We start from the raw sequence: 25537 nt of genomic DNA on the forward strand, positions 1-25537 counted from the left end.
GTCGCTTGCGTGTGCTTGGGGTGAGGCGGGCTCGGTGGTCGTCTCGCTTTTCTGGGCGTCCGGTATCGTTTCGACGGTGAACGATGCGGTGATCAGTGCCTTCCTGGCCAACCGACCGGACGATTCTCGCCGGGTGACCCTGCGCCACCCTGCCAGTCGTGACCAAAGCGAGTTCCTTGGCCTGGTGAGCGCGAGCACGGAACTGCACCATCCGTGGATGTCTCTGCCGTCCACGCCGGAGCAGTACGCGGCCTACCTTGCGCGATACGAGCAGCCGGGTGAAGAGTCGTTGCTCGTCTGCCTGCGCAGTAGTGGGGCTATCGCGGGTGTGGTCAATATCAACAGCATCATTCGGGGGCGGTTCCAATCGGCCTCGATCGCCTACGCCGCCTTTGCCTCCTTCGCCGGTCAGGGCTATATGGCCGAAGGAGTGGAGCTGGTGATGCGCTTTGCGTTCGAGCAGTTGCAGCTACATCGGCTCGAAGCCAATATACAACCTGAGAACCAGGCTTCTCTCAAGCTGGCTCGACGAGTCGGATTCAGGTACGAAGGGTACTCGCCCGAACTGCTGTTCATCGACGGCGTGTGGCGGGACCACGAACGGTGGGCGGTCACCAACACCATGGTCGACATTCTGCCTACGAGTCCGCATCCGACCTTGCCTGAACGTTAGAGCCGTCCGCTTACCGGTTCCGCTCCGATCGGTCAGCGTTGGGTTATGGACTGGGGGTAGTCGGTGATGATGCCGTTGACGCCGAGGCCCAGCATGGTGCGGATGCTGCCGGGTTCGTCGACCGTCCAAACGTTGATGCCCATGCCGAGGGCGTGGACGCGATCGACCAGGGCCTTGTCGGTGACCGTGAACTGCGGGTTCACGTCGTCGGCCCATTTGCTGAGCGCGACCAGTTCGGCGTCGGACGGGCGTTCCGCGTCCAGTACGCCGATCGGTACCTGCGGAAGCAGTTCGTGGAATCGTTCGGCGTCTTCCACGACGAACGACTGGACGCCCAGTTCACCTCTGGCCAGTGCTCGGTGGAGGTAGCCCGGGACGGCTCGGAGTTCGCGGTTGATGTCCTCGGGCAGTCCGTCGTAGTGGTCGCACGGGCTGATTTCGGCGAGCAGTCCGATTTTGCCGCGGACTTGTTGGATGACCTCGCGTACCGAGGCGATCCGCTCTCCGGCGTAGCGCTTGTTGAACCAGGAGCCGGCGTCCAGGGTGCGCAGTTGATTCCAGGTGAAGTCAGACACGCGGTAGGAAGGGCGGCCGGGGAAGCGCTCCTCGACGTCGGTGGTGCGTTCCATTGTGCAGTCGTGGAAGTTGACCAGTCGGCCGTCCTTGGTCCGCTGCACGTCGATCTCCACGAAATCCGCCTTCTGCCGGATCGCGGTCCGGATCGCGGCCGCCGTGTTCTCCGGCGCGACGCCCGAGGAACCGCGGTGGGCGATCACATCGGCTCTCGCGGGCGCGGCGTTCGCCGAGACGTCCGGGCCGAATGCCGGGGCCAGGCCGATCAGGGAGACGAGGGCGGCGCGCAGCGCGACTTTCCGCATGGGTGGCCTTTCGCTCGAACGACGTCCCGATCAAGATGGCGACCGCGAGTGATCACCCGGCCAACGGGTGGCGGCCGGGCAGGAGCCGGTGCGTGTCGCGTCGGAGCGGGGGCGGGGGTGGGAGCGAGGCCGAGGCTGCGGGGGCCGTACGGCCGTGCTTGGACGTTTGCGGGCCGGACGCGCCGTGGGCATGGTCTGACTCGGTCGGGTTGGTGGAAGATCGGCGGTGCTGTCGTTCAGAAGGAGCTCCATGGCCAGAGACAAGATCGTCGCGCTTCGGGACTATCTCACCGCGGCGGCCGGGGACTTTCCCGGTGCCGTCCGGGTGGAGGTCGTGGAGGACGAGACCGGCATGTTCAGCGTCGAGCTTGAGAGCGGCGAGGAGTTGTTCGTCGCCATCGCGGCCGTCGTCTCTTGATGGACGATTCCGGGATGTTCTGTGTATAGGCGGAACGGGCGGACGTGAAGGGGCCCGGCCGGTGGCCGGGCCCCTTCAGTGATGGTCAGTGGTGGGTGATCCACCAGGTCAGGGCGTCGACGGCGGCGGCTCCCAGGGCGGTGCCGGTGCCGTAGGCCAGGCCGCGGACGGCCGCGGTGGTGGCCAGGCGGTTCAGCCTGCGGGCACGGGCGCGCAGGCGTCTCCCGACGTGGGGCTTGGGCGAGGTGCTGGTCATGGCGGCCTTTCGAGTGCGGCCCCTGTGGTGGTCTGGGGCGTTAAGGGCGATTGGCGCACTCCGGCCGGTTTTCCGGTTCTGGTCGTCTGGCGGGCGGCGGCCGGGCAGGGTGGTGGACCTGGGCTTTCCGGCGGGTACGCGGCATCGGTGCGTTTCTCCGGACGGTTCGGACCGGACTGAGCGATGGGGGCGGCGGGGTGAACGGGTCCGAGGGGCGCGACGCGACCGCCAGGTACGCGGCGGCACTGAACGGTCTGTGGGAGGCGGCGGGGAGGCCGCCCCACAGGGAGCTGGCGCGGCAGGGCACGGCGCAGCGCCCGCCGGTCAAAATCGCCAAATCGTCGTGGAGCGACTGGATCAACGGCAGGAACGTGCCGTCCAACTCCCGGGTCGCCGGTTTTGTGGTCGAGTTGCTGACCCGCAGGGCGCGCCACCGTGATCCCGGCTTCGTCGGCGCGAAACCGGACTGGTGGGGCCAGATGCGCCGGCAGGCGCTCGCCGAACGCCGCGCCGACGGCGGCCAAGGCGGCCGTCCGCCGCGTGCGCGGCCGTCGGCGCCGATATCTGCTTCCGCGCCGGAACGGTGCCTGGTCGGTGTGATCCCGCCCGTCGCGGACTGTTTCCAGCCGCGTCAGGTCGCCGTTGTGTTGCAGGACGCTCTGGAGGCGGCCGGTGGGGAAACGGTCGTCTTGACCCAGCAGCCCGACGGGACGCGGCGTTCCATCGGTAGGGGGCGAGTGCTGTCGGGGATGGGCGGAGTGGGCAAGACGCAGTTGGCGGCCGATTTCGCACGCCGCGCCTGGGAGCACGGGGCGGTGGACGTGCTGGTGTGGGTGACGGCGGCCTCGACTCCGGCGGTGATCGATGCGTACGCCGAGACCGCCGTCCGTCTGGCCCTGCCCGGCTGCGACGGTAGCGACCAGGAGGCCGATGCGCGCGGTTTCCTGGCCTGGACGCGGGAGACCGACCGAAGCTGGCTCGTGGTCCTGGACGACCTGGGCGACCCCGACGACCTCTCGGGTTGGTGGCCGCCATCCGACACCGCAGGGGGACGCGTGCTGGCCACAACCCGCCGCCGGGACGCCGCGCTGTGGGGACACGGGCGTCGCGTGCTCGATATCGACATCTACGCCGCGGAAGAGGCCCGTTCCTACCTGAGCGACAAGCTCGCCGCTCTGGAACGCACCGAACCCGACGCCGAACTAGACGGCTTGGCCGCAGACCTGGGATATCTGCCACTGGCGCTCGCTCAGGCCGCCGCCTACCTCATCGACGCGGGCATCACCTGTGCCGAATACCGGATATTGCTGGCCGACCAGCGGCGCACGCTCAGCGACCTGGCGCCGGACAGCCTGCCGGACGACCATCCGCGGATCGTCGCCGCCGCTTGGGCGCTGTCGATCGACCGCGCCAACGCGGCCCGTCCCCAGGGACTGGCCCGCCCCCTGCTGGAACTGCTGTCCGTACTGGATCCCAACGGCATCCCGCAACAGATCCTCACCGCACCGGCCGCGCTGGCCTTGCTCAACGGTTCCGACCACGAGCTGGTACGGGACGCGGTAAGGCTGCTGCACCGTTTCAGCCTCGTTACTCACAATCCGGCTGCCACGGACCGCGAGATCCGTATCCACCAGCTCATCCAGCGCGCAACCCGCGAAAACAACTTCGCGCCCTCGGCCGACCCCGGCGCGGAGGCGCTCGCCGCGCTAGTTCGTACCGCTGCCGACGCCTTGATGGAGGTCTGGCCCGAGAACGAGCACGGTCGGCTAGCGCAGACCCTGCGCACCAACACGGCCGCCCTGGAACGTGCCCACCCCTCGGCCCTCTGGCAGAACGACCAAGCCCATCCGGTGCTGTTTCACTCCGCCATCAGTCTCGGCGAGACGGGCCAGGCCGCGGCGGCCCTCGCGGAATGGAACCGCCTCTACGACTCCGCCCGCGAATACCTGGGTCCCGACCACCGCGACACGCTCACCAGCAGGGGCGCCGTCGGACGTGCGCTGGGGAGACAGGCGACGTGGCGGGTGCGATAGCCGTTTTCGAGCAGCTCCTGCCCGAACTCGTTCGCGTGCTCGGGCCGGACGAACCAGAGACGCTCGAATGCCGGAGCAATATGGCGTACTGGCAGGGCGAGGCGGGCGATGTGGCGGGAGCGGTCGCCGCATACGAACGGCTGCTGCCCGACCTGGCCCGAGTGCTCGGGCCGGACGATTTCGAGACGCTGAACAGCCGAAGCAACCTGGCTTACTGGCGAGGGCTCGCGGGAGACGCGGCCGGTGCGGTCGCCGCGTTCGAGGAACTGCTGCCCGATCTCACCCGGGCACTCGGCTCCGACCATTCCCTGACCCTGGGCGTACGGAACAACGCCGCGCAATGGCGAGGCGAGACGGGCGACGCCGCCGGTGCTGTGGCCGCTTACGAAGCGCTGCTTCCCGATGTGGACCGAGCGTTGGGCTCCGACACCGCGCACGCTCTGGCCATGCGGAACAACATGGCGAAGTGGAGAGGGCTCGCCGGGGACACGGCCGGCGCGATCGCAGCGTACGAGGAACTGCTGCCTGACCTCGTCCGAGTTCTCGGCCCCGACCATCCGCTCACCCATACCGCCAGGAACAGCATGGCGCACTTGCGCGGTGAGGCGGGCGACGCCGAAGGCGCGGTGGCCGCCTACCAAGAACTGCTGGCGGACCGGCTGCGGGTGCTGGGCCCCGACCATCCGAGCACCCTGGACACCCAGAGCAATCTCGCGTCCTGGCAGGGCAGGTCGGGGGACGCGTCCGGGGCGGCAGCGGCGTTCGAGGAACTGCTCATCGACCGTTTGCGACTGATGGACCCCGACCATCCGCACGTTCTGCACGCGCGGGGAAGTCTCGCGAACTGGCGGGGAGAGGCCGGTGACGCGGCTGGAGCGCTCGCCGTTTTCGAGGAACTGCTCCCCGATTTCGTCCGAGTGCTGGGGGCCGTCCATCCGCAGACGCTTGTCACTCGGGCTTATCTGGCGCGGTGGCGCGGCGAGGCGGGCGACCCTGACGGGGCGGTGGCCGCATTCGATGAATTGCTGCCTGAACTCTCCCGAGTCCTCGGCCCTGACCATCCCTCCACCTTGTCCGCCCAAGCGCACAGGGCACGGTGGCTGGCCGACTGAGGCCCCGAGGCCGTTGGACGGCGCGGACCTAGCGAGTGGTGTGCGTGCTGCGCGGTGTGAGCTTGCTGTGCGTTCAGTGTGTCCGGTGTGTCCGGTGTAGTCGGCGCGGCTTGTGCTGGGGTTAGTACGGCTTGTGCGGGGCGGGCAGCAGTCGGTGCCGTCCCATGAGCGGTTTGGGTTTGCGGCGTCCCGTCTCGCTGGTCGCGATCCGGGGCGGCGGGGCGTCTCGGAAACGCTGAGGAAACGCCTGCTGGTTTATACAAGGTCCTCGAAAGATCAACGCCTTCGGATGCCCGGAGATTGTGTCCGGGGCGAAGTCCGCGCGCGTTCAGACGGCGTGATTTCGTTGAAAGGATTCTTGTGGTGAAACGTGCGACGACGGCCGTCGGCATTACCGGCGCGATGCTGGCCCTGAGCACTGCGGTGTCTGCCGCTGCTGCTGTGCCTGTCGCGGCGGGCGAGAGCCGGTCCGCGATGGGTGACGTGCAACGAGCGATGGACGCCCTCGCTGGAACGCCCGGAGTGGTGGGTGCCATCGGAGAGACGTACGTCGACGGCAAGCGCGTCGGGCGTGGAACGGCCGGCTCCCGCCTCCTCAACGGCAAGGGAGGGAGGATTCCCACTGATGCTCGTTACCGCATCGCGTCCCAGACCAAGAGGATAACGGCCACGGTGCTTCTGCAACTGGTCGACGAACACAGGCTCGGACTGGACGACAAGCTCAGCGAGGTCCTTCCCGAAGTGGCACGCCGAGACCTGGTCGAACGAGCGGACGAGATCACCGTTCGGCAGCTGGTGCAACTCACTTCGGGGATCCCGGATTTCTCTCACACCAAGGAATTCGATGACTTCGATTTCACGACGCACTACCGACCGACCGACCTGCTGAAGGCATCGCGGTCTCTGCCGCGTGAACAGGAGCCGGGAGAGAAGTTCTCCTACTCCAACACCGACTACATCCTTCTCGGCATGATTATCGAGAAAGTGAGCCGCCGCTCCCTGGCCGCCGAGTTCAAGCGGCGCATCTTCCGTCCCCTCGGGATGGACCGTACTTACCTGCCCACCAGGCCCGGCCAGGGCATCAAAGGCCCTCACGGGCACGGCTACTTCCCCGATGCCTCGGGCAGGTTGCACGACATGGACCGGCTCAATCCGAGTAGAGCGCTCGGAGCCGGCGGCGTGGTCTCGAACGCCCGCGACATCAGCAGGTTCTTCCGCGCTTTCCAGAGGGGCGATCTCCTGCCCGCGGACCTGCAACGGGTGCTTGAACCGCAGGGCCCGCCTCCCAACGGCGGGCCCTGCGGAGGCAGGCCGGAACTGCGCGGGCCCGCCGGCAGCGCGCCCGGCCTCAATGCCGTGACGTTCACAACGCCCGATGGACGCCGGCAGTTCGCCGTCTCCGTCACGTTGAGCATGGACAACGCGAATCCCGGCATCAGCGCGGCTCTCAGCAAGGCCGCCGGAACGGTGTTCTGTCCCAAGAAATAGCCCGGGTCGGGAGGTGGTGGTCTGCTGTCACGCCTCGGTACCTCTAGAAAGAAATGGTTTTTGAGGCGTGGTACATCGGCTCGGGGGCTCGGCCTCGCCCCGTTTCCGCGGGAACGGGGCGAGGCCACCGCACCCCCGGCCACCGTTGTACCGGCGGCCGCGGCACGTTCCCGTCCGGCGTACGGAGACGTCCAGAAGGCGATGAACGAGCTGCGTATCTCGCCTGCAAGCCTTCGCAGGCCGGTACGCGTCGGCGGGTGCACGCCGTCCCGCTACGGGCGGCGGGCCCTCAGACCGTAGGAGGTGGGCAGCCACTGGTCGCCGAACGGGAACCGCATCCGTCCGTCAGGAGAGCGGACGAGTTTCGGGTCGATGTCCTCATCGAACCATTCGGTGAGAGATTCGACCCGCAGTCCCGCGCTGGCCACGGCGCTCACCACCTCACCGATCCCGTGCGGATACTGGACGGTCTCCGTCGTTTGCGGCGACAGTTCGTTCACCGCGTACGACGAACTGTTGGAGAAGCGTACGGGCCGTTCCCCCGCGTAAGGGAAGTCGACCACCAGGGGCTCCACCGTGTCGGTCATCGTCACCAGCGGGTGCATGTCGATGAGCACCAGCGAGCCGCCGGGGCGCAGGCAGGCCGCCGCGGAGGCCATCCATTCGGCCGCCGAACGGATCCAGCACAGCACGCCGTACGAGGCGAAGACCACGTCGAATCGGCCGGAAAGGCTCTCCGGCAGTGCCAGCACATCGGACTCGACGAACTCCGCCGAAAGTTTGGCCTCGGCGGCCAGTTTCCTGGCACGTTCCACCGCGACGGCGGAGAAGTCCACTCCCGTCGCCTGTGCTCCCTCTCGCGCCCACGACAGGGTGTCCAGCCCGAAGTGGCATTGCAGGTGCAGCAGATCCAGGCCGGAAACGTCCCCGGCCGCCGCGGCGACTTCCGTCCGTTCTCGCTCGGTCAGCGAGGATTCGCCGGAGAGGAAGGCGTCCACGTCGTAGTAGTCGTCGTCCCCGCGCCCGTGCCTGTCGGCCAGCGCGTCCCACCAGTTTCGATTGGTCACCACCGCATCGTTCATGCATGGAACGTTATAGGCGAACGGCCGGCCAACGGACATCGAGCCGTCCGACATTGCTCCGGCCGTGGGGGCTGGAGGGATGGGGCGGTGCCGTCTGCCGTGCGTTATTCGAACAAAGGCGGCGTCCCGCCTCTGTGAAGGATCGCGGAGGGCACTCGATGCGCTGGCATGGTGCTCGTCAAGAGGGACGTGCGTTGGGGAAGGTGCTGGTCAAGACGTGCGCGCATCGTGGCGTCGGCCGACCTTCATCATTCGAGCACCGGGCGGCCTGACGCGGCGTTAGCCATGGCCGACGTACCGCCAAGTGCGGATGTGCAGGTGGCCGGACGCGGCGGATGGCGCAGTGCGGATGCATAGAGCGTCGCGCATCGGCTGCGAGTGGTGGTCTTCCTCCAGCGCCACCGTTCTGCTCATCGAGCGCTCATGCCGTTGATTATTCGCCCGTTCGGCTTAGGTTGTGGGTTGTGGATCTCCGGGATGAGGTTGAGGCGACGATCCGGGCGTGGGACGCGTACGAGGTCGGGCGCGGCGGTTCGCCCGTGATCGACTTCGACTGCCATCCGGTGGACGGCGGGGTGTCGGCCGCCGGAAGCCGTGTCGAGGTCTATCGGCAGCTCGTCGAACTGCGGAACATGGCCGAGGGACGGCTCCGAGAGCGGATCGGGGCCGATATCGCGTTCCTGGGCGCTTTGCTGGGAGAACGGCTGCCGCTGGACGAGTTCGTTGGGGCGACCCAGGGATGCGGGGCGGCGGGCTGGGGCGAGGAGTACGTGGCGGCCTGCGGGGAGCGGGCGCGGCGGACATTGGACGATCTCGGCGTGAAATGGGGGCCGACGACGATCGCCGAGCTGAACGACATCGAAGGGCGCATCGAACTCGCCGACGTCCCCGACGCCATCCGCGCTGCGACGGACGCAGACGAACCCGTCGTACGGGAGCTCGTCGGTAGCGACGCGCCGTTCGAGTTGGTCATCGAGACGGCGGACGTCGACGCGTACTGGGCGTACTGGCTGGACGGCTCGGGCCACCGGGTACGCCTGCGGCTCAACCTGCGGAACGCGGTGTTCACCCGCGCGGGGCTGCGGCGGTTCGCGCTGCACGAGGTGCTCGGGCACGGTTTGCAGAGTTCGAGCTGGACGAGCGCGGCGGAACGAGGCGTCGAGTGGGTCCGGCTGATGTCCGTTCACGCGCAGCACCAGGTCCTGCTGGAGGGACTGGCGCAGGCGTTGCCGCTCTTCGTGGCCCCCGACGACCGGGTCCTGATGGGACGCGTCCAGGTGGACCACTACATCCAGCTCGTCCGGTCGGAACTGCACCTCGGGCTGGAACGCGGCGCGCCGATCCTGGAACTGGCGGACCACGCGAGGCGCCGCGTCCCGTGGTGGAGCGACGGCGTGATCGCGGACGCGCTCGCCGACCGGGGCGCCGACCCCCGGCTCCGTTCGTACCTGTGGGCCTATCCGGCGGGTATCGACTGGTTCGTCCACCTGGCGGAGACCGATGCGACGACGTGGCGGAACGTGCTCCGGGCCGCATACCGTTCGCCCCTCACCCCTGCGGACCTCAGCGAACTCTGGCCCACCGGCCCCACCATCGGCGGCCCGTCCTCCACTTCCGCCCCTGGCCTTGGCTCCAGCTTTGGCCTTGCTTCCGGCGCGGCCCATGCTCCCGGCCCAGCTCGTGTATCCGAGCCCGATCACGCTCCCGGCCCGAACCATGTGTCCAGCTCAGACCGTGCGCCCGGCGTCGGCCGCTGAACGCTGACGCGGCCGGCGTGCGTCGGCCGAACGACCGCGTCCGACCCCAACCACGATCGCGCGCCCGTTGAACGACCGTGTCGCACCACGCCACGCGACTGCGTCCGCACGCCGAACGGCCAAGGCTCGCCGTCCGGCCCGCGTTCTTCGAGCAGGCGAGAGGCGAGAGGCAAGGACGACGGGAGGCGGGGGACGTCCGGTACGGCCAGTCGGTCTCGATGTCGTTCTGGACGGCATCGAGACCGACGGACCGGGCCCGTTGAAAGGTCAGTGGAACGGCAGCTCGGCCGGAGGGGCCGGCTTGGTGTCGGTCCACTTCGCGGAACGGACCGTCCAGTAGTTGATGACGAAGCCCGGCTTCATCTCCGCGTACTCGCCGCCCGGCCGCGTCAGCTCGTCCTGCGAGGACAGCAGCGCGCCGGTCCGCTCATCGAAGACGATCACCGAGCGGGAACGGTAGGTGCCCCGATCGTGCTTCGGCCCGCCGGACTCGCCGGTGACCGTCGTGGCGTGGTCGTCGGAGGCCAGCGCGACGCCCGGACGCCCCAGCGGGTCGGTGGCGCGGCCGATCGCGTGGATGCCGGGCTGGTCGGCCAGCGCCCGCATCAGCCCGGCCCGCGCCTTCGGGGGATGGGGGCGCCCTCCAGGATGGTCGCCACCCTCGCGATCTTCGCTGCGGGGTCCACCTGCCGGAGTTCCTTGCCCGGCGGGAGGCCCGCCGCCTTGGCCAGCTCCTTCGGGCTCAGGAACATCTCGGCGAGTTCGGCCGGGTCGGACGGCAGCCGCCGCAGTTCCTCGGCCGACTTGCCGTCCAGGAAGTCCCCTCCGCCTCCGGCGTCCGGCCGTCTCGCCTCCCACTTCGTCGCCTTGGTGGTGTAGGTGGCGTAGTGGTCGCCCGACCAGACGCGGAAGCTCGACGGCGCCCCGGCCTTGCGCCACAGCGCCGTGTCCCGCGCGGTCAGGGGACGGGCCGGGAGTTCGCGTTCGAAGGACGCCTCGCTCATCCCCGCCTTCGCGCCCGACCAGTAGAACGTCTCGGTATGCGCGCCGGCGATCGCATAGGTGCCCGTCTTCGGACGCATGACGTACGCCTGGCCCTCGATCCTGGCGGAGGACCAGTAGTTGCCCGTCGGCTGCCGTTCCGCCTTCTGCGCCGCCGCGAGGATCGCCGCCTTGCCGTCCAGGTTCACCGGACCGGACGGCGCGTGCGCGTTCCCCCGACGAGCGTGATCGCCACGGCCGCCGCCGCGCCCGCCGCGACCACGCCGCCCAGCCCCCACCGCAGCCGGGGCAGCGAACGGCGCGGCGGCTCGTTCAGCAGCGCCTTCGCCTGGGCGATCTCCCGGGCGGTCGGCGGGGCGGGATCGGGCGAGCAGTCCCGGACCATCCGCACCTCATCCATGCTGTTCCTCCAAAGTGAGCATCGGATTGGTCCCGCCCAGCGCCTTGCGCAGCTTGGTTCGGGCACGGTTCAGGCGGGAGCCGACCGTGCCGTAGGAGATCCCCAGCGCCGCGGCCACCTCGTCGTGGGTGAGGTCAGCCCAGGCGACGAGCAGCAGTACGTCGCGTTGCCCGCGCGGCAGCGCCGCGATCGCCCCGGCGAGTTCGCCCCGCAGCCCCTCGGCGCTGACCCGCGAATCGACCCGTTCGGTGTGCTCCTCGGCGTCGCGGCCGGGCCCGATGCGGGCGAGCGCCCGCAGCGCGCGCGTCTCGGCCCGCTTGTGCCTGCCGACCACCCTGGTCGCGATGCCGTACAGCCAGGTGCGCACGCCCGCGCGTTCCGGGTCGTAACGCCGACGTTGCCGGAACGCCTCCAGGAACGTCTGCGCCGCGACGTCCGCTGCGGCGTCCGGACCGAGCCGCTTGGCCGCGTACCGATGGATCTCGGCGAAGTAGAGGTCGAAAACCTCCTCGAATCGCTCAGCCGGGTGGGGCGGGGGATCCCCTGTCATGTGGTGCCTTTCCATGGCGCGGATGGCGGTCACCTTGGTATCAACCGCAACCGGCACCTGCTTTCCCTCTCCGCGCTTCCCCGTTCCAGGGCCTCTTCTCTGCGGATGCGCGCGCGCAGGTAGGACGCACACGACTTGGAGCCGTACGCGCACCCCAGCCGCTGAGCCGCTCTGAGCGACCAAAGCCCAAGCCCCTCGACAACGACCGTGCGCGTCGTCCAAACGGAACAAACGACGTGTCCTTCCCGGTGCGTGGTGCGCGGTGCGCGGGACGCAGTGCGCGGCGTCCGGGACGCGGGACGTGGTGCGCGCCGTCCGGGGAAACGGGCTGCGCGGGCTGTCTGCATGCGCGAGTGCGCGGCGTCTGTTGGGAAGCGGGTTGGACGGCTCACCGGGCGCGGTGCGCACGTCGCTCGGAAGAACAGGCTGCGCGGGCTGTCTGCACGCGGGAGTACGCGGCGTCTGTTGGGGAACGGGTTGGACGGCTCACCGGGTGCCGTGCGCAAATCGTTCGGAAGAACGGGCTGCGCGGGCTGTCTGCATGTTGGGAGGGCGCCGTCTGGAGGGAACGAACGCGTGTCCGTCGGGATGCGCAGTGCGTGTCGGTCGAAACGAACTGGCGCGGGCTGTCCGTGGGCACGGGTGGGCGGCCTCTGGGGAAGCGGACGGCACGGCTAGCCGGGACGCGCGGTTCGCGTCATGCGGGAAACGGACGGCGCGGGCCGACTGAATGCGCGCCTGACCAGCGCTCGGAGGCGGAGGAAAGCGCTGTCGACCGGATGCGCTGTGCGCGACGTCCGGGAAGCGGGTGGCATGGCTGGGCGAGCGCAAGGTGCAAGTCGCTCGAAACGGGCAGCGCAGACTGGCTGGGTGCGCGAGTGCGCAGCGTCCGGGAGGCAGGCGGCGCCGCCATCGGAGTGCGCGGCTTGGGAAGGGCAGCGGGAAACGGCTGAATGCGCGCGTGTGCGGCCTCCGGAAAACGGGCGGCGCGGCCGTCCGAGTGCACGGTGCTCGGGAAGGGCGCGCGGTCTGACTGGTGTCCGGGGTGCGCGGCGTGACGCTCGACAAGGCAACGCGGACAGTCTGGGTACGCGGCGTCCGGCGAAGCGAGCGGCGTTGCTGGCGCGATGCGCGATGCGAGTCGTTCGGGGGAACGAGCAGTGCGGCTGAGTGCGCGCGCGGTGGCGGCGTCGAGAGAACGGCCGTGCGAGGCGCGCCTCTTGCGTGGGTGCGCAGCGCCCGGGTCAACGGGCGGTGCGCACATCAGCCTGACGCGGAGCGCGCATCAGCCTGACGCGGAGCGCGCAGCCGCGGGACGGGACGCGAAGCGCACAGCCTCTTGGGCGGACGGGCCGGCGCACGCACGATCTCAAGACGGAGGGGGGACGTGGCAGGCGCCGACGTGGGTGCGTGGACGGCTTGAACGATGCGCGGGCGGCATTCGGCGGGGCTGGGTTGGACGCCGGAAGGGCGCATGGCGGACGAGGCGCGCGGGGCGGGCCGGGCTGCGGGGCGTGCGGTGCGCGGGGCGCGCGGCCGCGCGCAGGGCGCGCAGGGCGCGCGGGGGGCGCGAGTTCACATGGCGCGTATGGCGGGCGGGCGTGCGGGGGTGCGCGGGGCGTGCGGGGCGCGCGGCCGCATGCGGGGCGCGCTGGACGCGTGGGGGCGCGAGTTCACATGGCCCGCATGGCAGACGGGTGCGCGGGGCGTGCAGGACATGTGGGGTGCGCAAGTCCATATGGCCCGCATAGCGGGCGGGGAGAGTGCATGGCGGGCGGGACGCGAGAGGGCGTGGGAGTCCGCGTGGCCGTATGGGAGACCGGGCGTGCGGGGGCGTGGGAGTCCGCATGGTCCGCATGGCAGACGGGGCGTGCGCCGGGCCCGTATGGCGGGCGGGGAGCGCATGGCGGGCGGGGCGCGGGACTTGCAGGGCGCGCATGACGGGCGGGACATGCAGGGCTTGCGAGCCCGCATGGCGCGTACGGGGCGGGGCGTGCAGGACGTGCGGGCGTGCGAGTCCACGTGCCGCGCATGGGGGACGGGGCCCGCATGGTGCGCATGGCGGGCGGGGTGTGCGCGTGCCTGCATGGCGGGCGGGGGCGCGGGGCGTGCGAGTCCGCATGGTCCGCATGGCGGGCGGGGCGCGGGACTTGCATGGCGCGCATGGCGGGCGGGACGCGCATGGTTTGCGAGCCCGCATGGCGCGTACGGGGCGGGGCGTGCGGGGCGTGCGAGTCCGCATGCCGCGCATGGGGACTGGGCCCGCCGGGCGTGCGGGCCCGCATGGCGGGCGGGGTGTGTGCGGTGTCCGCATGGCGCGCCGCGCGCGTCCGCATGGGGGCGACGGGGCCCGCATGGTGCGCGGGGCTCAGGCGGCTGCGGGACGAGTGTGGGGGGCCGAGGGGAGGCCGGTGCGCGGGAAGGGCTAGTCGGTGAGGTGGCGGGCCAGGATGGTGCGGTGGGTCTTGCGGGCCTCGCCATGGAGGGTGCGGCCGGCCTCGGTGATGTTGACGAACACGCCTCGGCGGTCGGACTCGCACAGGCCGCGGGTGACCAGACCGTGCTTCTCCAGGCGGGCGACCGTGCGGGAGAGGGCGCTCTGGCTCAGGTACATGTCGGCGGCGAGTTCCTGCATGCGACGCTGCTCACAGTCGCTCTGGACGAGGCGGTCGAGCGCCTCGAACTCGCTCATGCTCAGGCCGTGGGCGTCGTGCAGCTCACGGTCGAGGTCGCACGCGATCGTGTTGTAGCAGGTCAGCAGGTGACGCCACCGGTCGACCAGAGCAGCATCCGACTCCATGCCGCGCATCCTACCATGCACGCGCATCAGTTGCACTTGCATTAGATGCTCACGAAATTTGTGCATGGACATTGAATGCATGTGCATGTAACCTCCTCCGACGTGACTATCACCGACACCTCACCTGTCTCCGCTGTCCGTGCGCCGGCCGCGCCGGCCGAACAGACATGGACCCCCGGCTGTGGGGCGTGCTCGCGGTCCTGTGCGCCGTGCTGTTCCTCGACGGGCTCGACGTGTCCATGGTGGGCGTGGCGTTGCCCTCCATCGGCTCCGAGTTGGGCCTGTCGACCACCTCGCTGCAGTGGATCGTGAACGGCTACGTGCTCGGGTACGGGGGCCTGCTCCTGCTGGGCGGCCGTACGGCCGACCTGCTCGGACGGCGCCGGGTCTTCCTGATCGCCCTCGGCGTGTTCGCCGTCGCGTCACTGGTCGGGGGACTGGTCTCCGACGGCACGCTGCTCATCGTCACCCGTTTCATCAAGGGCCTGGCCGCCGCGTTCACAGCGCCGACCGCCCTGTCGATCCTGACCACCACATTCCACGAGGGACCGGCGCGCAACCGGGCGCTCTCGGTCTTCTCGGTCTTCGGTGCCAGCGGCTACTCGTCCGGGCTGATCCTCGGCGGGCTGCTGACCAGCTTCGGATGGCGCTGGACGTTCCTGACGCCGGTGCCCTTGGCCGTCCTCGCACTGATCGCGGGCGTCCTGCTGATCCCGCGGGACCGCACCAGGGTGGAAGGCGGGCACGACCTCGTCGGCGCCGTCACGTTGACCGGCGGGATGCTGCTCGCCGTCTACACCGTCGTCTCCGCGCCCGACCGCGGCTGGCTCGACCCGCTGACGATCGGTTCCGTCGTGGTCGCCGCGGCGCTGCTCGCCGGTTTCGTGGTGACGGAGAAGAAGGTCGCGCACCCGCTCGTCCGGCTCGGCATCCTGCGCATCGGCAGCATCGTCCGCGCCAACCTGAGCATCGTCGCGCTGTTCGGGTCGTTCCTGAGCTTCCAGTTCATGATGACGCTCTACCTCCAGGACGTGCTGCACTGGTCGCCGCTGAAGATGGCGATGGGACTGCTGCCCATCGGGCTCCTGGTCGCGTTCGCCTCGCCGTTCGTCGGCCGCCTGATCGACCGCTACGGCACCCCTCGCCTGATCATCAGCTCGATGGTCTCGCTCAGCCTCGGGTACGTCTGGTTCCTGGCCACCGCCGGGGACTCGCCGAACTACCTCGTCACCGTGCTCCCGACGATGCTGCTGCTCGGCGGCGGATTCGCGTTCGGCTTCAGCTCGATCATGGCCCAGGCCACGGACGGCATCGACGACTCCGAACAGGGCCTCGCCTCCGGACTCGTCCAGACGTCCGGCCAGGTCGGCGCCGCCCTGGTGCTCGCCGTGGTCACCGCGCTCGTCGCGGGCGGCGCGCAGTCCGGCGGCGACTTCGGCCAGTTCCACCCGGGGGTCAACCTGGTCAGCGGCGTTGCGGTCGTGGGACTGCTCCTCAACCTGATCCCGCTCATCCGCCACTACCGGCCCAAGCACGGCGCGACCACGTAATCTCCGACCCGTCCACTGTCCCTCCTGCATCGTCGCCGCTGATCGGCTCTCCTTCCGCCGATCGCCCGCGCCGACTTCCGCAGTCCCTGGTCCAGCCTGTCGGTCCAATCTCTCGGACCGACAGGCTGGACCAAGCCTTTTAGGCCAAAGTCCATGGCCCGCTCTTCTGCCTCGTTCTCCTACCTCGCTCTCCTGCCTCTCGCTCTCCTGCCCTTCGACGCGCTCTTTGGACGCCCGCCCCTCGGATGGTTGCGCTTTGGACGCCCGCCCTCCGGACGCCCGCGCTTTGGACGCCCGCGCTCCGGACGCCCGCCCTTCGGACGCCTGCGCTTTGGACGCCTGCGCTTTGGACGGCGGCCCTTTGGAGGGCCGCCCTTTGGAAGGCCGCGCTTCGGACGGCCGCCCTTCGGACGGCCGCCCTTCGGACGGCCGCCCTTCGGACGGCCGCCCTTCGGACGGCCGCCCTTCGGACGGCTGCGCTTCGGACGGCTGCCTGGACCGGCCAACCTCCCCTTTTCCACTCGCGTGGCTGGTCCGGGGGAGGCAGGTCCGGGGGGCTGCGTGCGCTGCCTGGCGGGCTTCTCTGCTGGGGGTGTTACGGGCGGCGTTTCCAGAACGGGAGGGGGACGGGGCGGTGGTGAAGGTTCTGAGGGTCTCGATCGTTCGGGACCAGATGTCGTCGAGGCTTGAGCCGGGGAGAGGGGACGGAGCCTGGCGTGCGGCCTGGAGGTCGGTCACCAGGGCGGACAGGTCGGCGGTCTCCGGGTGGCTCCTGAGGGTTCGGGTGACGGATTCGAGGATGGGGAGCAGGACGGTCAGGAGGTGTTCGCTGCGCCGGTCGGGTTCGGTGGACGCGAACTGCTCCAGGCGGGCGAGTTCCGTGGCCAGCGTGTGTCTGGCTTCGGCGACATCGCGGGCGGTGGGAGAGGCGGCGCCTCCGGGACGGGGGCCCGGTCTGATCGGAGGGCGCGGCGGCGGCAGCGGCATTCCGTAGCCGGCGCGGGACGTGCCGCGTACGGGCCGGGGCGGAGGAGCCGTGGGGGACGGCGCGTTATCGGGGGCCAAGGCGGTGTGGTCTTCTGCGGCGGCCATCGGCGCCATCCCGGCCATCATCGTCATCGCGGACGGTGCGGCGGGCGCGGGCGGGGCGTCCCAGCCGTCGGGGATCTCGACCGGCTGGACGACGTGGTGGGTGGCGCCGCCCTTCGCGACGACCCGGCTGTCGACCGCGACGAACCCGGTGAAGCGGCAGAGGACGTTGAAGCGGAGGGACGTGTCGACGATGCGGCGTTCCAGGGCGTCGGAGCCGCGGATGGTGTAGCGGTCCTCCAAGTCGCGCAGGTGCGCGCGAGCCCAGACCGATGCGGAGGCGGGGTCTTTGGAGACCGTGCCGGTGGCGTGCTGCTGCCAGGCGGAGCCCTCGGGGTGGTGCCTCGGACGGTGAGGTTTCCGGCGGCTTCGCCGCGGAAGCGGCCCGCGATGACCAGGGGGACGCCGGGGAAGAGGCTGCCGAGGCGGTGCGGCGCCACGGAGTCGGGGACGAGGTCGAGGCCGTCCGGGTGGAGGGACAGGCCGGTGGCGATCGGAGCGCCGATGCGGTGGTGGATGTGGTCCATCGCCTCGTCGAGCCGGTCTTCGGACTCCACGAGTTCGCAACGGCCCTGGCCTGTGGCGGCGAGGCGTTGGAGGAAGCTCGCGTTGACGGCCCGGTCGATGCCCACGGTGTGGACGCGGACGCCGTGAAGGCGCGGCGCGAGGCGGGCGAGGATCTGGTCCTCGTTGCCCACCTGCCCGTCGGTGACGAGCACCAGGACGCGGTCGCGCGGGGAGTCGGCGAGGAGGGCGCAGCCCTCTTCGAGCGGCGCGAGCATCTCCGTGCCGCCGCGCGCGCTCAGCGCCGCGAGGTGCTCGACGGCGCGGAACCGGTTGCGGTCGGTCCCCTCGGCGAGACCGGGGCCGAGGTCGCGGGGCCGTTCGATGACGGTGTCGAACGACAGGACCGCGAAGCGGTCGCCGGTGCCGAGCGTGTCGACGATGCGGGCGGCGGCGCGGCGGGCGGCGACCATCTTCCAGCCGGACATGCTGCCGGAACGGTCGAGGATCAGCACGACGTCGCGCGGGCGGGACCGGGCCTCGCCCGAGGGCAGCACCGTGAGCGTGAACGTGCCCTCCTCGCCCGACCCGTCGGGCACGAGGGTCAGGGCGGCGCTCTCGTGCGGGGCGTACGACATGCGCAGGACGAAGTCGCGGTCGAGGCGTTCGCCGGGACGGAGTCTGACTGTCGTCCGGCCGCTGTCGCCCTCCTGCTCGGCCACCACGTGCAGGGCCGAACGGATCTCGGTGAGCGGCAGGCCCGCCGGGTCGATGTCGGCGGTGACGGACAGCCGGACCGGGTTGGGGAATCCGGGCAGCAGGACCGGCGGGCTGATCCTGGACGCGTCGGGCACGGCGTCGGTGTCGTCGGCGACGCCCGCGCCCGCGCGTCGGTCGTCGAGCGGGACGCCCGGGATGTAGCGGGGCGCGACCACGAGCGGGAAGCGGAACGTGGCGCACGGCCGGTCGAGCGTCTCGTAGGGGAGGGGCTGGTCGAGCGTCAGCCGGATGGTGACGCGTTCGCCCGGGACGATGTTGCCCACGCGCATCGTGAACACGTCGGGGCGGTCCTCTTCGGCGATGGCCGCGCGCCGGCCGGAAGCGATGGCGGCGTCGTAGTCCTGTCTGGCCTGGCCGCGCTCCTTGAGCACGCCCTCGATGACGCGGTCGTCGGCCTCCATGCGCAGTCCCGTCACGGCGGCGCGGTCGGGCAGCGGGAAGATGTAGGTGGCCTCCAGCGGAACGTCGAACGGGTTGCGGAAGCCCTGGACGACTTCGATCCCGGCGGCGAGGCCGGTGATCGAGGCGTGGACGTCGACCGAGTCGAGGGGCAGGTTGCCTCGGTCGGTGCTGAGCGCGCCCAGCCCGCCTTCGGGGCCGGAGGCGTCACTGTCTCTCGGAGCGGTGAAATGCGCACGGTCACGGTGACCTCCGGGGTAGGGCGGGGGACGTGTCTTGGGCCTCGTCGGGGCCTGCGATGAGCCCGCGCCGCCGAAGCTCCTCGACGAGGGGGCGCGCCGCGGACTCGATCGCGGCCAGGTCGTCGCCGCTCAACGCCGGAACGTCGAGCAGGACGGTCAGGTCGGGCGTCAGCCGCACACCCTGCACGAGCGTGGGGCGGGAGTCGTGGAGACCGACGATCTCGGCGGGCGGCGAGTAGGAGACATCGGTGCGTCCCGCCCAGAAACGCTCGCGCGACGCCGGGGCTCCGGCCTCCCGCGTCGCGCGCCCCAACACGGCTGACGGTGTCTCCTCGCCGGTCTGTGGCGCGGCCTCCGCTGCTTCGGCCTCGCCGGGGGTGTGGCGGCTATGTGTTCGAGCGTCGCGTCGGTGGCGCCGGCGAGCTCGGCCTGGATCTGGGCGATGGTGCGGCCCGCGGACTGCCGCCGCTTGACGGCGAGGAGTTGGAGCAGGTGGCGGTGCCCGTAGAGGGCCGTGCGGCCGCGGCGGCCGAGCGGCGGATCGACCAGGCCGATGGTCGTGTACCAGCGGATCAGCCGCTCGTTGGGCAGGTCGCGCACCCGGCCGTTGTGGCGTACGGAGCCGTCGGCGGCGAGGGCCTCGGCGGCCCGCTCCGCCAGCTCGGTGATCGTCCAGGTGCCGTCCATGGCCCGATGATGACACTGTAATGATGACACTGTCAAATCTGCGGGTCCCGGGACGAGCACGAGAAGGTCAAAGTCCTTGAACGCCGGGGTGCCCTGCCGCACTCTTGAGCCTTCGAGACGCCGACGAGAAGGGGCGTGCGGATGCGCGGGGCCGCTGTCGGCACGTCCCGGGCCGGAGCGTCGGCCTGGGCCCGCTACCGCGCCCTGGCCGCCGAGCACCGGCGGGAACGGCTGGTGATCGGCGCCGTTCTCGGGCTCGGCGCCGGCGTCGTCGCGGCCGGCGTGATCGTCTGGTGGGCCGGGCCGCTCGTGGGTCTCGCGTTCTTCGCCGGGCATGTCGCATATGGACGTGTGCGCCGCGGACCCGTGACGCAGTGGCGGCAGGGCGCGCTCGCCGAGCGGCGTACGGGGAAGCGGCTGGCCCGCCTCGATCCGGCCGGCTTCCACGTCCTGCACGACCGGGCGCTGGAAGCGACGCCCGGCACGAACCTCGACCATCTCGTCGTCGGCCTCACCGGCGTGTACGCGATAGCCAGCCGCCGTTGCGCTTGGGGTACGCGCCTGCGCGTAGAGGAGAGCGGGCCGTGGCTGGAGCGCGGTGCCTGGGCCGGGGGCTGGATCTGGAACGGGCGGCGATCGGTGACGAGGCTCTCGGGAACGGCCGCGCGGTCCGCCCGCGCGGTGGCGGAGATGCTCTCCGGCGAACTGGACCACGAGGTTCCGGTCGCCGCCGTGGTGGCGGTTCACGGCGCGCGCGTGCCCCACGCCGGAATGCGGCACGGGGATGTGCTGTACCAGGCGGCGCGGGCTCTGCCCAACGCGCTGGCGGTCCGGCCGGTGGTTTTCACCAGCGCCCAGGTCGCCACCATCGCAGCGGCGGCCGAACGGCTTCTGCCGCCGATGCTGGAGCAGTTCCTTCCGGAGTGAACGGCCCGACGGACTGCTTTCGCGTCCCTTAACCGTCGGTGTCCGTGCGGCTGCGGTACGGCCTCCCTGGCAGGTAGGAGCAAGATCTAAAGGGTCGGGCGTATCGCCACAATGCCCTCCGATCCCCTGATTCTCCATACTTAAGGAAAGAGTGGTAAATCACCGAACATTATGCGCCAGCATATTGCCCCGGATCTTTTGAAATTGCGGGTAAAGAGTCCGTAGAGCCTTTAGCTTTTCTGGCATGAATGACCACCCCCTGGTCGAGGGGCTGCGGGCGCGCGATCCCGATGCCCCCATCGCGGTGTACGCGGCGTACGCCGAGCGCCTCTACGCGTACTGCTGGTTTCAGTTGCGCGGACGGAACGCGGCGCAGGTGGCGCTGCGCGACACGTTCGTCGTGGCGGAGGCGCACATCGACAAGCTGCGCCATCCGGACCGGTTCGGTCCCTGGCTGTACGCGATCGCGCGGCTGGAGTGCGCGCGTCGGACGCCGGGCCGGAACCAGCGGCCGGACCTGCCGGTCGCCAGCCACGATCAGGAGGACGTCGACCAGCGGCTCATGGCCTGGCGGGCGGTGCTGACGCTTCCGCCGATCGCGCGCGAACTCCTGGAACTGCGGGTTCGCCACCAGCTCTCGGTGCCCGACCTCGCCGCCGTGTTCGACCTGCCGCTCAAGGAGGCCCAGACGCGTCTCGACCGCGCGCACGCGGAACTGGAAACGGTGCTGACGGCTCAGGTCCTCGCGCACCAGGGCCCATACGGATGCGAGCGACGGGCGGTGCTGTTGGGCGAACGGCGCGGGGATCTGACACCCCGTCTGAGCGCACGCCTGATGGCACACGCGCAGGAATGTGCCGTCTGCGGAGCGTTCCGCCCGCGCGCGGTGTCGGCCGCCAAGGTCTACGGGCTGCTGCCTCAAGTGGTTCCGCCCGAAGGGCTCCGCCTGCGCGTGATGAGCTGCTTTCTCGATCCCGAACTCGTCAGCTACCGGCTTTTCGTCGCCACGCGCGTTACGGAGTTCACCTCGGATGGGTTTCCGCTCCAGCCGCGGCGACCGGCAGCGCAGAGTCGCGCGGCGACACCCGGGCGAACCGGTCTGCTGCGACGTCCGCGCCGTCAGCCAGGAAGGCGGGCTCGGCGTCCGGGGGCACGCACGGCCGTCATGGCGGTGCTCGCGCTGATCCTGTGCGGGGGAGGGCTCACCGCAGTCCGCGTGCTCCTCGGTTCGGACAACGAAGACTCAGGCTCTACGGCCCTGGGCAACGGTCCGAAACCGTCGTCCCCGGCCGATATCCCGCAGCATCACGAACGAGACGCCAGGTCTCAAGGGAGCCGTTGGGTGGGCGTAGGGCAGAACCTCGACGCGGTGCCCGTGTCCGCGACGTTCCCGCTGGGCACCAGGGCCTCGGCAGCGCCTCCGACCGCGCTGCCCTCGCCGCCGCTTCCCGCCGAGGGCCGATCCGATGCTGAACGGCGCGTTCCGTCCGAGCCCGTGCCGCCACAGGGGACGGGCATGCTGGAGGCGTCGCCGCTCTACCTCGACCTCGCGAACGAAGCGGACGGTGCGATCGAGCTCCGCGCCGTGGGCGGCCCCGTCCCGTGGCACGCCTTCGCGTCGGGCGGAGTGCAGGTGAGCCAGGCATCGGGACGGCTCGAAGCCGGAACAACGACCTCGGTCCACGTGCACGTCTCGCGTGACGCCCGTTCGCAAGGAGAAGGCAGCGTCGTCTTCACGCCAGGAGGCGTTGAAGTACACGTCACGTGGCGCCCCTGCGATCCAGGCACCGGCCCAGGCCCAGAGCCGGGCCCCGGCCCGAATCCGACTCATCCGCCGACGACGCAGACGCCGACGCCCGGATCACCCCACGGAACGCCCGGATCCGACCACCCGACCAGTCCTTCCACGCCGTCCAACCCGGCGCCCCCATCCCCTCCCACGGCGCCCCCGCCTTCCACCCCGTCGAGCCCTCCTCCGTCCCCTGACCCGCCGCCCTCCACCGGCACGCCCCCGCCTTCCGGCGGCCAGAGCGATCCGCCGTCCGGCGACCCGCCCGCTGCAACGCCCGAGGCTGCGCGGACGTCCCGTGGCGGACGGCCCGCGCAAGGCACGGACGCCTGAACGTGATCGGTCCCGCCTACGTGCTCAGGTCCGACGCCAGAGTGAGCCCGGATCCGGTGCCGCCCGCGCTCGTCGCCTTGGTCAGCGACATCCAGCGCGTCGCATGGCCGCTGTGGACCGAACCCGCGTCGCGCACGCGGCGCGAGGTGGGCGAACTGTGCCGCCTCCAGACAGCCCGCGGCCTGACCGTGCTGTCGTGGCTCGCTCTGGGCAACGACCCTCGCGCGCCCGCGCGAGGCACGAACCGCACAGGCGGTGAACAGGAGGCTGCCCCCGCGGGCGCGCGCGGGTTGGAGTGGCTGCTCGCCGGCAATCGGCTGGCAGGGACGAGGCAGGACCGCATGTACGAGGCGGCGACAACCCTGCCAAGGCCCGTACGCGAACTCGTCGTGGCCAACTGGACGTGGGCGCTCGGTACGCCGCACGGCGGACAGGTGACCGCCGCGTTCCTGGCGGGCGGGGCGTACCCGGAGGACGGCTACTCGGCCGCGCACACGACCGTCGCCCTGCTGCGGCTCTGGGAGCGGCGGACGGAGGCGCGCCCGCCGTTGGCCGCGGCCTGGGCGGCGATGCGTACGGCGGCCGACTGGTGCAAGGCGGCGGAACTGCGGGCCTCGTACGGGACGCAGGCGCCGGTGTTCGGCTACCCCCGCGTGTCGCTGCCGCCGAGGACGGTCGTGCGCCCCTGGATCGCCAGGTTGCTCGGTATAGACACGGGCGGCGAACGGTAGAACTTCCGTCGGCTTCTGTGGCGGAAGTTCAGATTGTTGTCCATGTGAACTACCGTCTGTTGCTGATTGCTTGCATTGCGTAGATCGCGCAGGAGGAACCGTGGTTCCGTCACCGGGCACACCAGAGCTTCAGCGTCGCGCGTCAGCGCCGCCGGGGCCGCGTTCCGCACGCGCGAGGACGCTGCGGCTGATAGCGCTGTCCTCCGGGGCGGTCATCGCCGTCACGGCCTCGCCACCCGCAGTCGCCCAGCCTGCCCAGCCCGCCCGGCAGGCAGCGACCGCGGCCCGACCAGGCCCCGGAGGCGACCAGGTAGCGGAAAGCGAGCGCCGGGTACGGGAACGGGCCGCCGAGGTAGGGCGCATCAAGGCGAGGGTGGCGCAGGCGGACGGCGAACTGGCCCGTCTCGCCGCCGCGGCCGAATCGGCGGTCGAGCGCTACAACGGCGAACTGGTACAGCTCCGGAACGCCCGCCAGTCGTACGCCGACACGCAGAGACGAGGCGTCGAGGCGGCGCACCGTCTGGACGAGGCTCAGAAAGAGCTCGCTTCGTTCGCGGCGAACGCCTACCGGGTCAACACCGGCTTCAACCAGATTCCGTCGGCCATCGCAGGGAACGGCGGCCCGCAGGGCTACATGGACAGGGCCGCGATGGTCGAAGTGCTGGCGCGCAGGCGTACGGCCATCGTCCGGCGTGTGGAGGCGGTGCGGAACGTCGCCGACGTGTTCCGGCGGCAGGCGCACGTCACCCTTGATGAGCAGGCGTCCGCAACGCGCAGGGCCGCGGACGCCAAGAACGCGGCGCACGCTGCGGTCGCACGGCAGCGGGCGGCGGTGCAACGCATCGGGGCCGAAAAGCGCCGTCTGGAGCAACGACTGGGAAGCGCCCGAGCGCGGGCGTCCGCTCTCCAACGCGCGCGCGTGGGGGCGCGGGAACGGGCGGAAGCGGCCAAGGCGCGTTCCGGTGTCGGAGAGGACACGGAAAGGGGCGCTGTGGCTGCGCGCGCCGCACTCAGGTGGCTGGGCACGGCCTACTCCTGGGGCGGCGGAACGGTGAACGGCCCGAGCTACGGCGTGGACCACGGAGCGCGCATCTACGGCTTCGACTGCTCAGGGCTCGCCATGTACGCGTGGGACAAGGCCGGTGTACGGCTCGACCACTGGACCGGCTCGCAGTGGACGTCAGGCCCGCACGTCCCGCTGGGGTCGTTGCGCGCAGGGGACCTGGTCTTCTTCGCCAGGAACACCTCGGATCCAAGGACGATCCACCACGTCGGCATCTATCTCCGCAGGGGACGCATGGTGGAGGCGCCCTACACAGGTGCGCGGGTCCGGATATCGAGCATTTACCGGAACGACCTCATCGGCGCCACCCGCCCCGCAGGCTGACCAGCGTCCCCGCACGGCCGTGCCCTAACGGGACGTGAGGCGCGTGGACATGAAAGAACCCTTCCGTACGGGACGAGCCGTACGGAAGGGTTCTCGTGCCGTCGCGTGCGTGCGGCGGCGGGAACGGCGGGGAGCGGAAGCGGCGCCGTCCTGGAAGCTCAGTGACCGCCCTGGTCGACGAAGCGCTTGCGCGAGCGCTCGATCTCGGCCTCGGCCTCGACCCGGCCGGTCCAGCTCGCGCCCTCGACGGACTTGCCGGGCTCCAGGTCCTTGTAGACCTCGAAGAAGTGCTGGATCTCCAGGCGGTCGAACTCGGGCACGTGGTGGATGTCGCGCAGGTGCTCCTGGCGCGGGTCGGTCGCGGGGACGCACAGGACCTTGTCGTCACCACCGGCCTCGTCGGTCATCCGGAACATGCCAACGGTGCGGCACCGGATCAGGCAGCCGGGGAACGTCGGCTCCTGGAGCAGGACGAGCGCGTCCAGCGGGTCGCCGTCCTCGCCCAGCGTGTCCTCGATGAACCCGTAGTCGGCCGGGTACTGGGTCGAGGTGAACAGCATCCGGTCGAGCCGGATGCGGCCGGACTCGTGGTCCACCTCATACTTGTTCCGCTGGCCCTTCGGGATCTCAATGGTGACGTCGAAATCCAAGATGTCCTCCGCTCCCTGCG

At 70.5% G+C, this 25537-nt stretch carries 23 protein-coding genes; 11 read left to right on the top strand and 12 right to left on the bottom strand.

The window, feature by feature from the left end; genetic code table 11:
• Positions 1-76: 76 nt before the first annotated feature.
• On the top strand, positions 77-673 hold the full coding sequence (locus GEV43_RS17600; protein WP_164717200.1) for a GNAT family N-acetyltransferase: 597 nt from the start codon (positions 77-79) through the stop codon (positions 671-673).
• Positions 674-705: 32 nt separating this feature from the next.
• On the opposite strand, the gene GEV43_RS17605 is transcribed toward GEV43_RS17600, so the two are convergent.
• On the bottom strand, positions 706-1551 hold the full coding sequence (locus tag GEV43_RS17605) for a glycerophosphodiester phosphodiesterase family protein (protein WP_160821644.1): 846 nt from the start codon (positions 1549-1551) through the stop codon (positions 706-708).
• 250 nt (positions 1552-1801) lie between these two features.
• On the opposite strand from GEV43_RS17605, the gene GEV43_RS17610 reads away from it, so the two are divergent.
• Complete coding sequence (locus GEV43_RS17610) at positions 1802-1969, top strand: hypothetical protein (RefSeq protein WP_160821645.1); 168 nt, start codon at positions 1802-1804, stop codon at positions 1967-1969.
• Positions 1970-2054: 85 nt separating this feature from the next.
• Here the strand turns inward: GEV43_RS17610 and GEV43_RS17615 are convergent, their stop codons facing one another.
• On the bottom strand, positions 2055-2225 hold the full coding sequence (locus tag GEV43_RS17615; RefSeq protein ID WP_160821646.1) for a hypothetical protein: 171 nt from the start codon (positions 2223-2225) through the stop codon (positions 2055-2057).
• Positions 2226-2422: 197 nt separating this feature from the next.
• Between GEV43_RS17615 and GEV43_RS17620 the strand changes: the two genes are divergently transcribed.
• From GEV43_RS17620 to GEV43_RS17630, 3 genes are all read left to right on the top strand, one after another.
• Entirely contained in the window at positions 2423-4258 is a 1836-nt protein-coding gene (locus GEV43_RS17620; RefSeq protein ID WP_160821647.1) for an NB-ARC domain-containing protein, read from the top strand.
• Complete coding sequence (locus tag GEV43_RS54940; RefSeq protein WP_160821648.1) at positions 4243-5370, top strand: tetratricopeptide repeat protein; 1128 nt, start codon at positions 4243-4245, stop codon at positions 5368-5370. The genes GEV43_RS17620 and GEV43_RS54940 overlap by 16 nt, the downstream gene beginning before the upstream one ends.
• A 363-nt stretch (positions 5371-5733) precedes the next feature.
• Positions 5734-6858, top strand: a complete 1125-nt coding sequence (locus tag GEV43_RS17630) for a serine hydrolase (protein WP_160821649.1) — start codon at positions 5734-5736, stop codon at positions 6856-6858.
• Between the two features lie 272 nt (positions 6859-7130).
• Here the strand turns inward: GEV43_RS17630 and GEV43_RS17635 are convergent, their stop codons facing one another.
• Positions 7131-7940 (bottom strand): bifunctional 2-polyprenyl-6-hydroxyphenol methylase/3-demethylubiquinol 3-O-methyltransferase UbiG, encoded by an 810-nt coding sequence (locus GEV43_RS17635; RefSeq protein ID WP_160821650.1) that lies wholly within the window; start codon positions 7938-7940, stop codon positions 7131-7133.
• 464 nt (positions 7941-8404) lie between these two features.
• Here GEV43_RS17635 and GEV43_RS17640 point away from each other — a divergent pair, with 464 nt between their 5' ends.
• Entirely contained in the window at positions 8405-9697 is a 1293-nt protein-coding gene (locus GEV43_RS17640) for a hypothetical protein (protein WP_206681201.1), read from the top strand.
• A 267-nt stretch (positions 9698-9964) separates the two neighbouring features.
• Here the strand turns inward: GEV43_RS17640 and GEV43_RS17645 are convergent, their stop codons facing one another.
• The 5 genes from GEV43_RS17645 to GEV43_RS17665 all read right to left on the bottom strand — a co-directional run bounded on the left by GEV43_RS17645 (position 9965) and on the right by GEV43_RS17665 (position 14449).
• Positions 9965-10303: a hypothetical protein gene (locus GEV43_RS17645; RefSeq protein WP_160821651.1), complete on the bottom strand. Its 339-nt coding sequence runs from the start codon at positions 10301-10303 to the stop codon at positions 9965-9967.
• Complete coding sequence (locus GEV43_RS17650; protein ID WP_160821652.1) at positions 10303-10887, bottom strand: hypothetical protein; 585 nt, start codon at positions 10885-10887, stop codon at positions 10303-10305. The genes GEV43_RS17645 and GEV43_RS17650 overlap by 1 nt, the downstream gene beginning before the upstream one ends.
• Positions 10884-11099 (bottom strand): hypothetical protein, encoded by a 216-nt coding sequence (locus GEV43_RS17655; RefSeq protein ID WP_160821653.1) that lies wholly within the window; start codon positions 11097-11099, stop codon positions 10884-10886. Before GEV43_RS17655 ends, GEV43_RS17650 begins: the two co-directional genes overlap by 4 nt.
• Positions 11092-11649 carry an RNA polymerase sigma factor gene (locus GEV43_RS17660; protein WP_160821654.1) on the bottom strand — a complete coding sequence of 186 codons (558 nt, stop codon included), beginning with the start codon at positions 11647-11649 and terminating at the stop codon, positions 11092-11094. Before GEV43_RS17660 ends, GEV43_RS17655 begins: the two co-directional genes overlap by 8 nt.
• A gap of 2425 nt (positions 11650-14074) precedes the next feature.
• Positions 14075-14449: a MarR family winged helix-turn-helix transcriptional regulator gene (locus GEV43_RS17665; RefSeq protein WP_160821655.1), complete on the bottom strand. Its 375-nt coding sequence runs from the start codon at positions 14447-14449 to the stop codon at positions 14075-14077.
• A gap of 167 nt (positions 14450-14616) precedes the next feature.
• On the opposite strand from GEV43_RS17665, the gene GEV43_RS17670 reads away from it, so the two are divergent.
• Positions 14617-15999 (top strand): MFS transporter, encoded by a 1383-nt coding sequence (locus tag GEV43_RS17670; protein ID WP_175250076.1) that lies wholly within the window; start codon positions 14617-14619, stop codon positions 15997-15999.
• Positions 16000-17114: 1115 nt separating this feature from the next.
• Here GEV43_RS17670 and GEV43_RS17675 read toward each other — a convergent pair.
• From GEV43_RS17675 to GEV43_RS17680, 3 genes are read right to left on the bottom strand one after another with little or no spacing between them, the layout of a single operon-like run.
• Positions 17115-18956: a VIT domain-containing protein gene (locus GEV43_RS17675; protein ID WP_309240017.1), complete on the bottom strand. Its 1842-nt coding sequence runs from the start codon at positions 18954-18956 to the stop codon at positions 17115-17117.
• Positions 18957-19011: 55 nt separating this feature from the next.
• Positions 19012-19191 carry a hypothetical protein gene (locus GEV43_RS46880; RefSeq protein WP_164717139.1) on the bottom strand — a complete coding sequence of 60 codons (180 nt, stop codon included), beginning with the start codon at positions 19189-19191 and terminating at the stop codon, positions 19012-19014.
• Complete coding sequence (locus GEV43_RS17680; RefSeq protein WP_160821656.1) at positions 19182-19700, bottom strand: MerR family transcriptional regulator; 519 nt, start codon at positions 19698-19700, stop codon at positions 19182-19184. Before GEV43_RS17680 ends, GEV43_RS46880 begins: the two co-directional genes overlap by 10 nt.
• A 141-nt stretch (positions 19701-19841) precedes the next feature.
• Here GEV43_RS17680 and GEV43_RS17685 point away from each other — a divergent pair, with 141 nt between their 5' ends.
• From GEV43_RS17685 to GEV43_RS17700, 4 genes are all read left to right on the top strand, one after another.
• Positions 19842-20627, top strand: coding sequence for a nuclease-related domain-containing protein (locus tag GEV43_RS17685; RefSeq protein ID WP_160821657.1), 786 nt, complete (start codon positions 19842-19844; stop codon positions 20625-20627).
• 244 nt (positions 20628-20871) lie between these two features.
• Positions 20872-22749: an RNA polymerase sigma factor gene (locus GEV43_RS17690; RefSeq protein WP_160821658.1), complete on the top strand. Its 1878-nt coding sequence runs from the start codon at positions 20872-20874 to the stop codon at positions 22747-22749.
• A 41-nt stretch (positions 22750-22790) separates the two neighbouring features.
• Entirely contained in the window at positions 22791-23480 is a 690-nt protein-coding gene (locus tag GEV43_RS17695; protein ID WP_160821659.1) for a hypothetical protein, read from the top strand.
• 373 nt (positions 23481-23853) lie between these two features.
• Positions 23854-24867 (top strand): NlpC/P60 family protein, encoded by a 1014-nt coding sequence (locus tag GEV43_RS17700; RefSeq protein WP_309239684.1) that lies wholly within the window; start codon positions 23854-23856, stop codon positions 24865-24867.
• Positions 24868-25025: 158 nt separating this feature from the next.
• Here GEV43_RS17700 and GEV43_RS17705 read toward each other — a convergent pair whose 3' ends face one another.
• A complete protein-coding gene (locus GEV43_RS17705; protein WP_160821661.1) occupies positions 25026-25517 on the bottom strand; it encodes an inorganic diphosphatase in 492 nt (163 codons plus the stop codon).
• Between the last annotated feature and the right edge of the window lie 20 nt (positions 25518-25537).

The organism is Actinomadura sp. J1-007, from assembly GCF_009793335.1.
In the GTDB taxonomy this organism is placed as follows: Bacteria; Actinomycetota; Actinomycetes; order Streptosporangiales; family Streptosporangiaceae; genus Spirillospora; species Spirillospora yumaensis.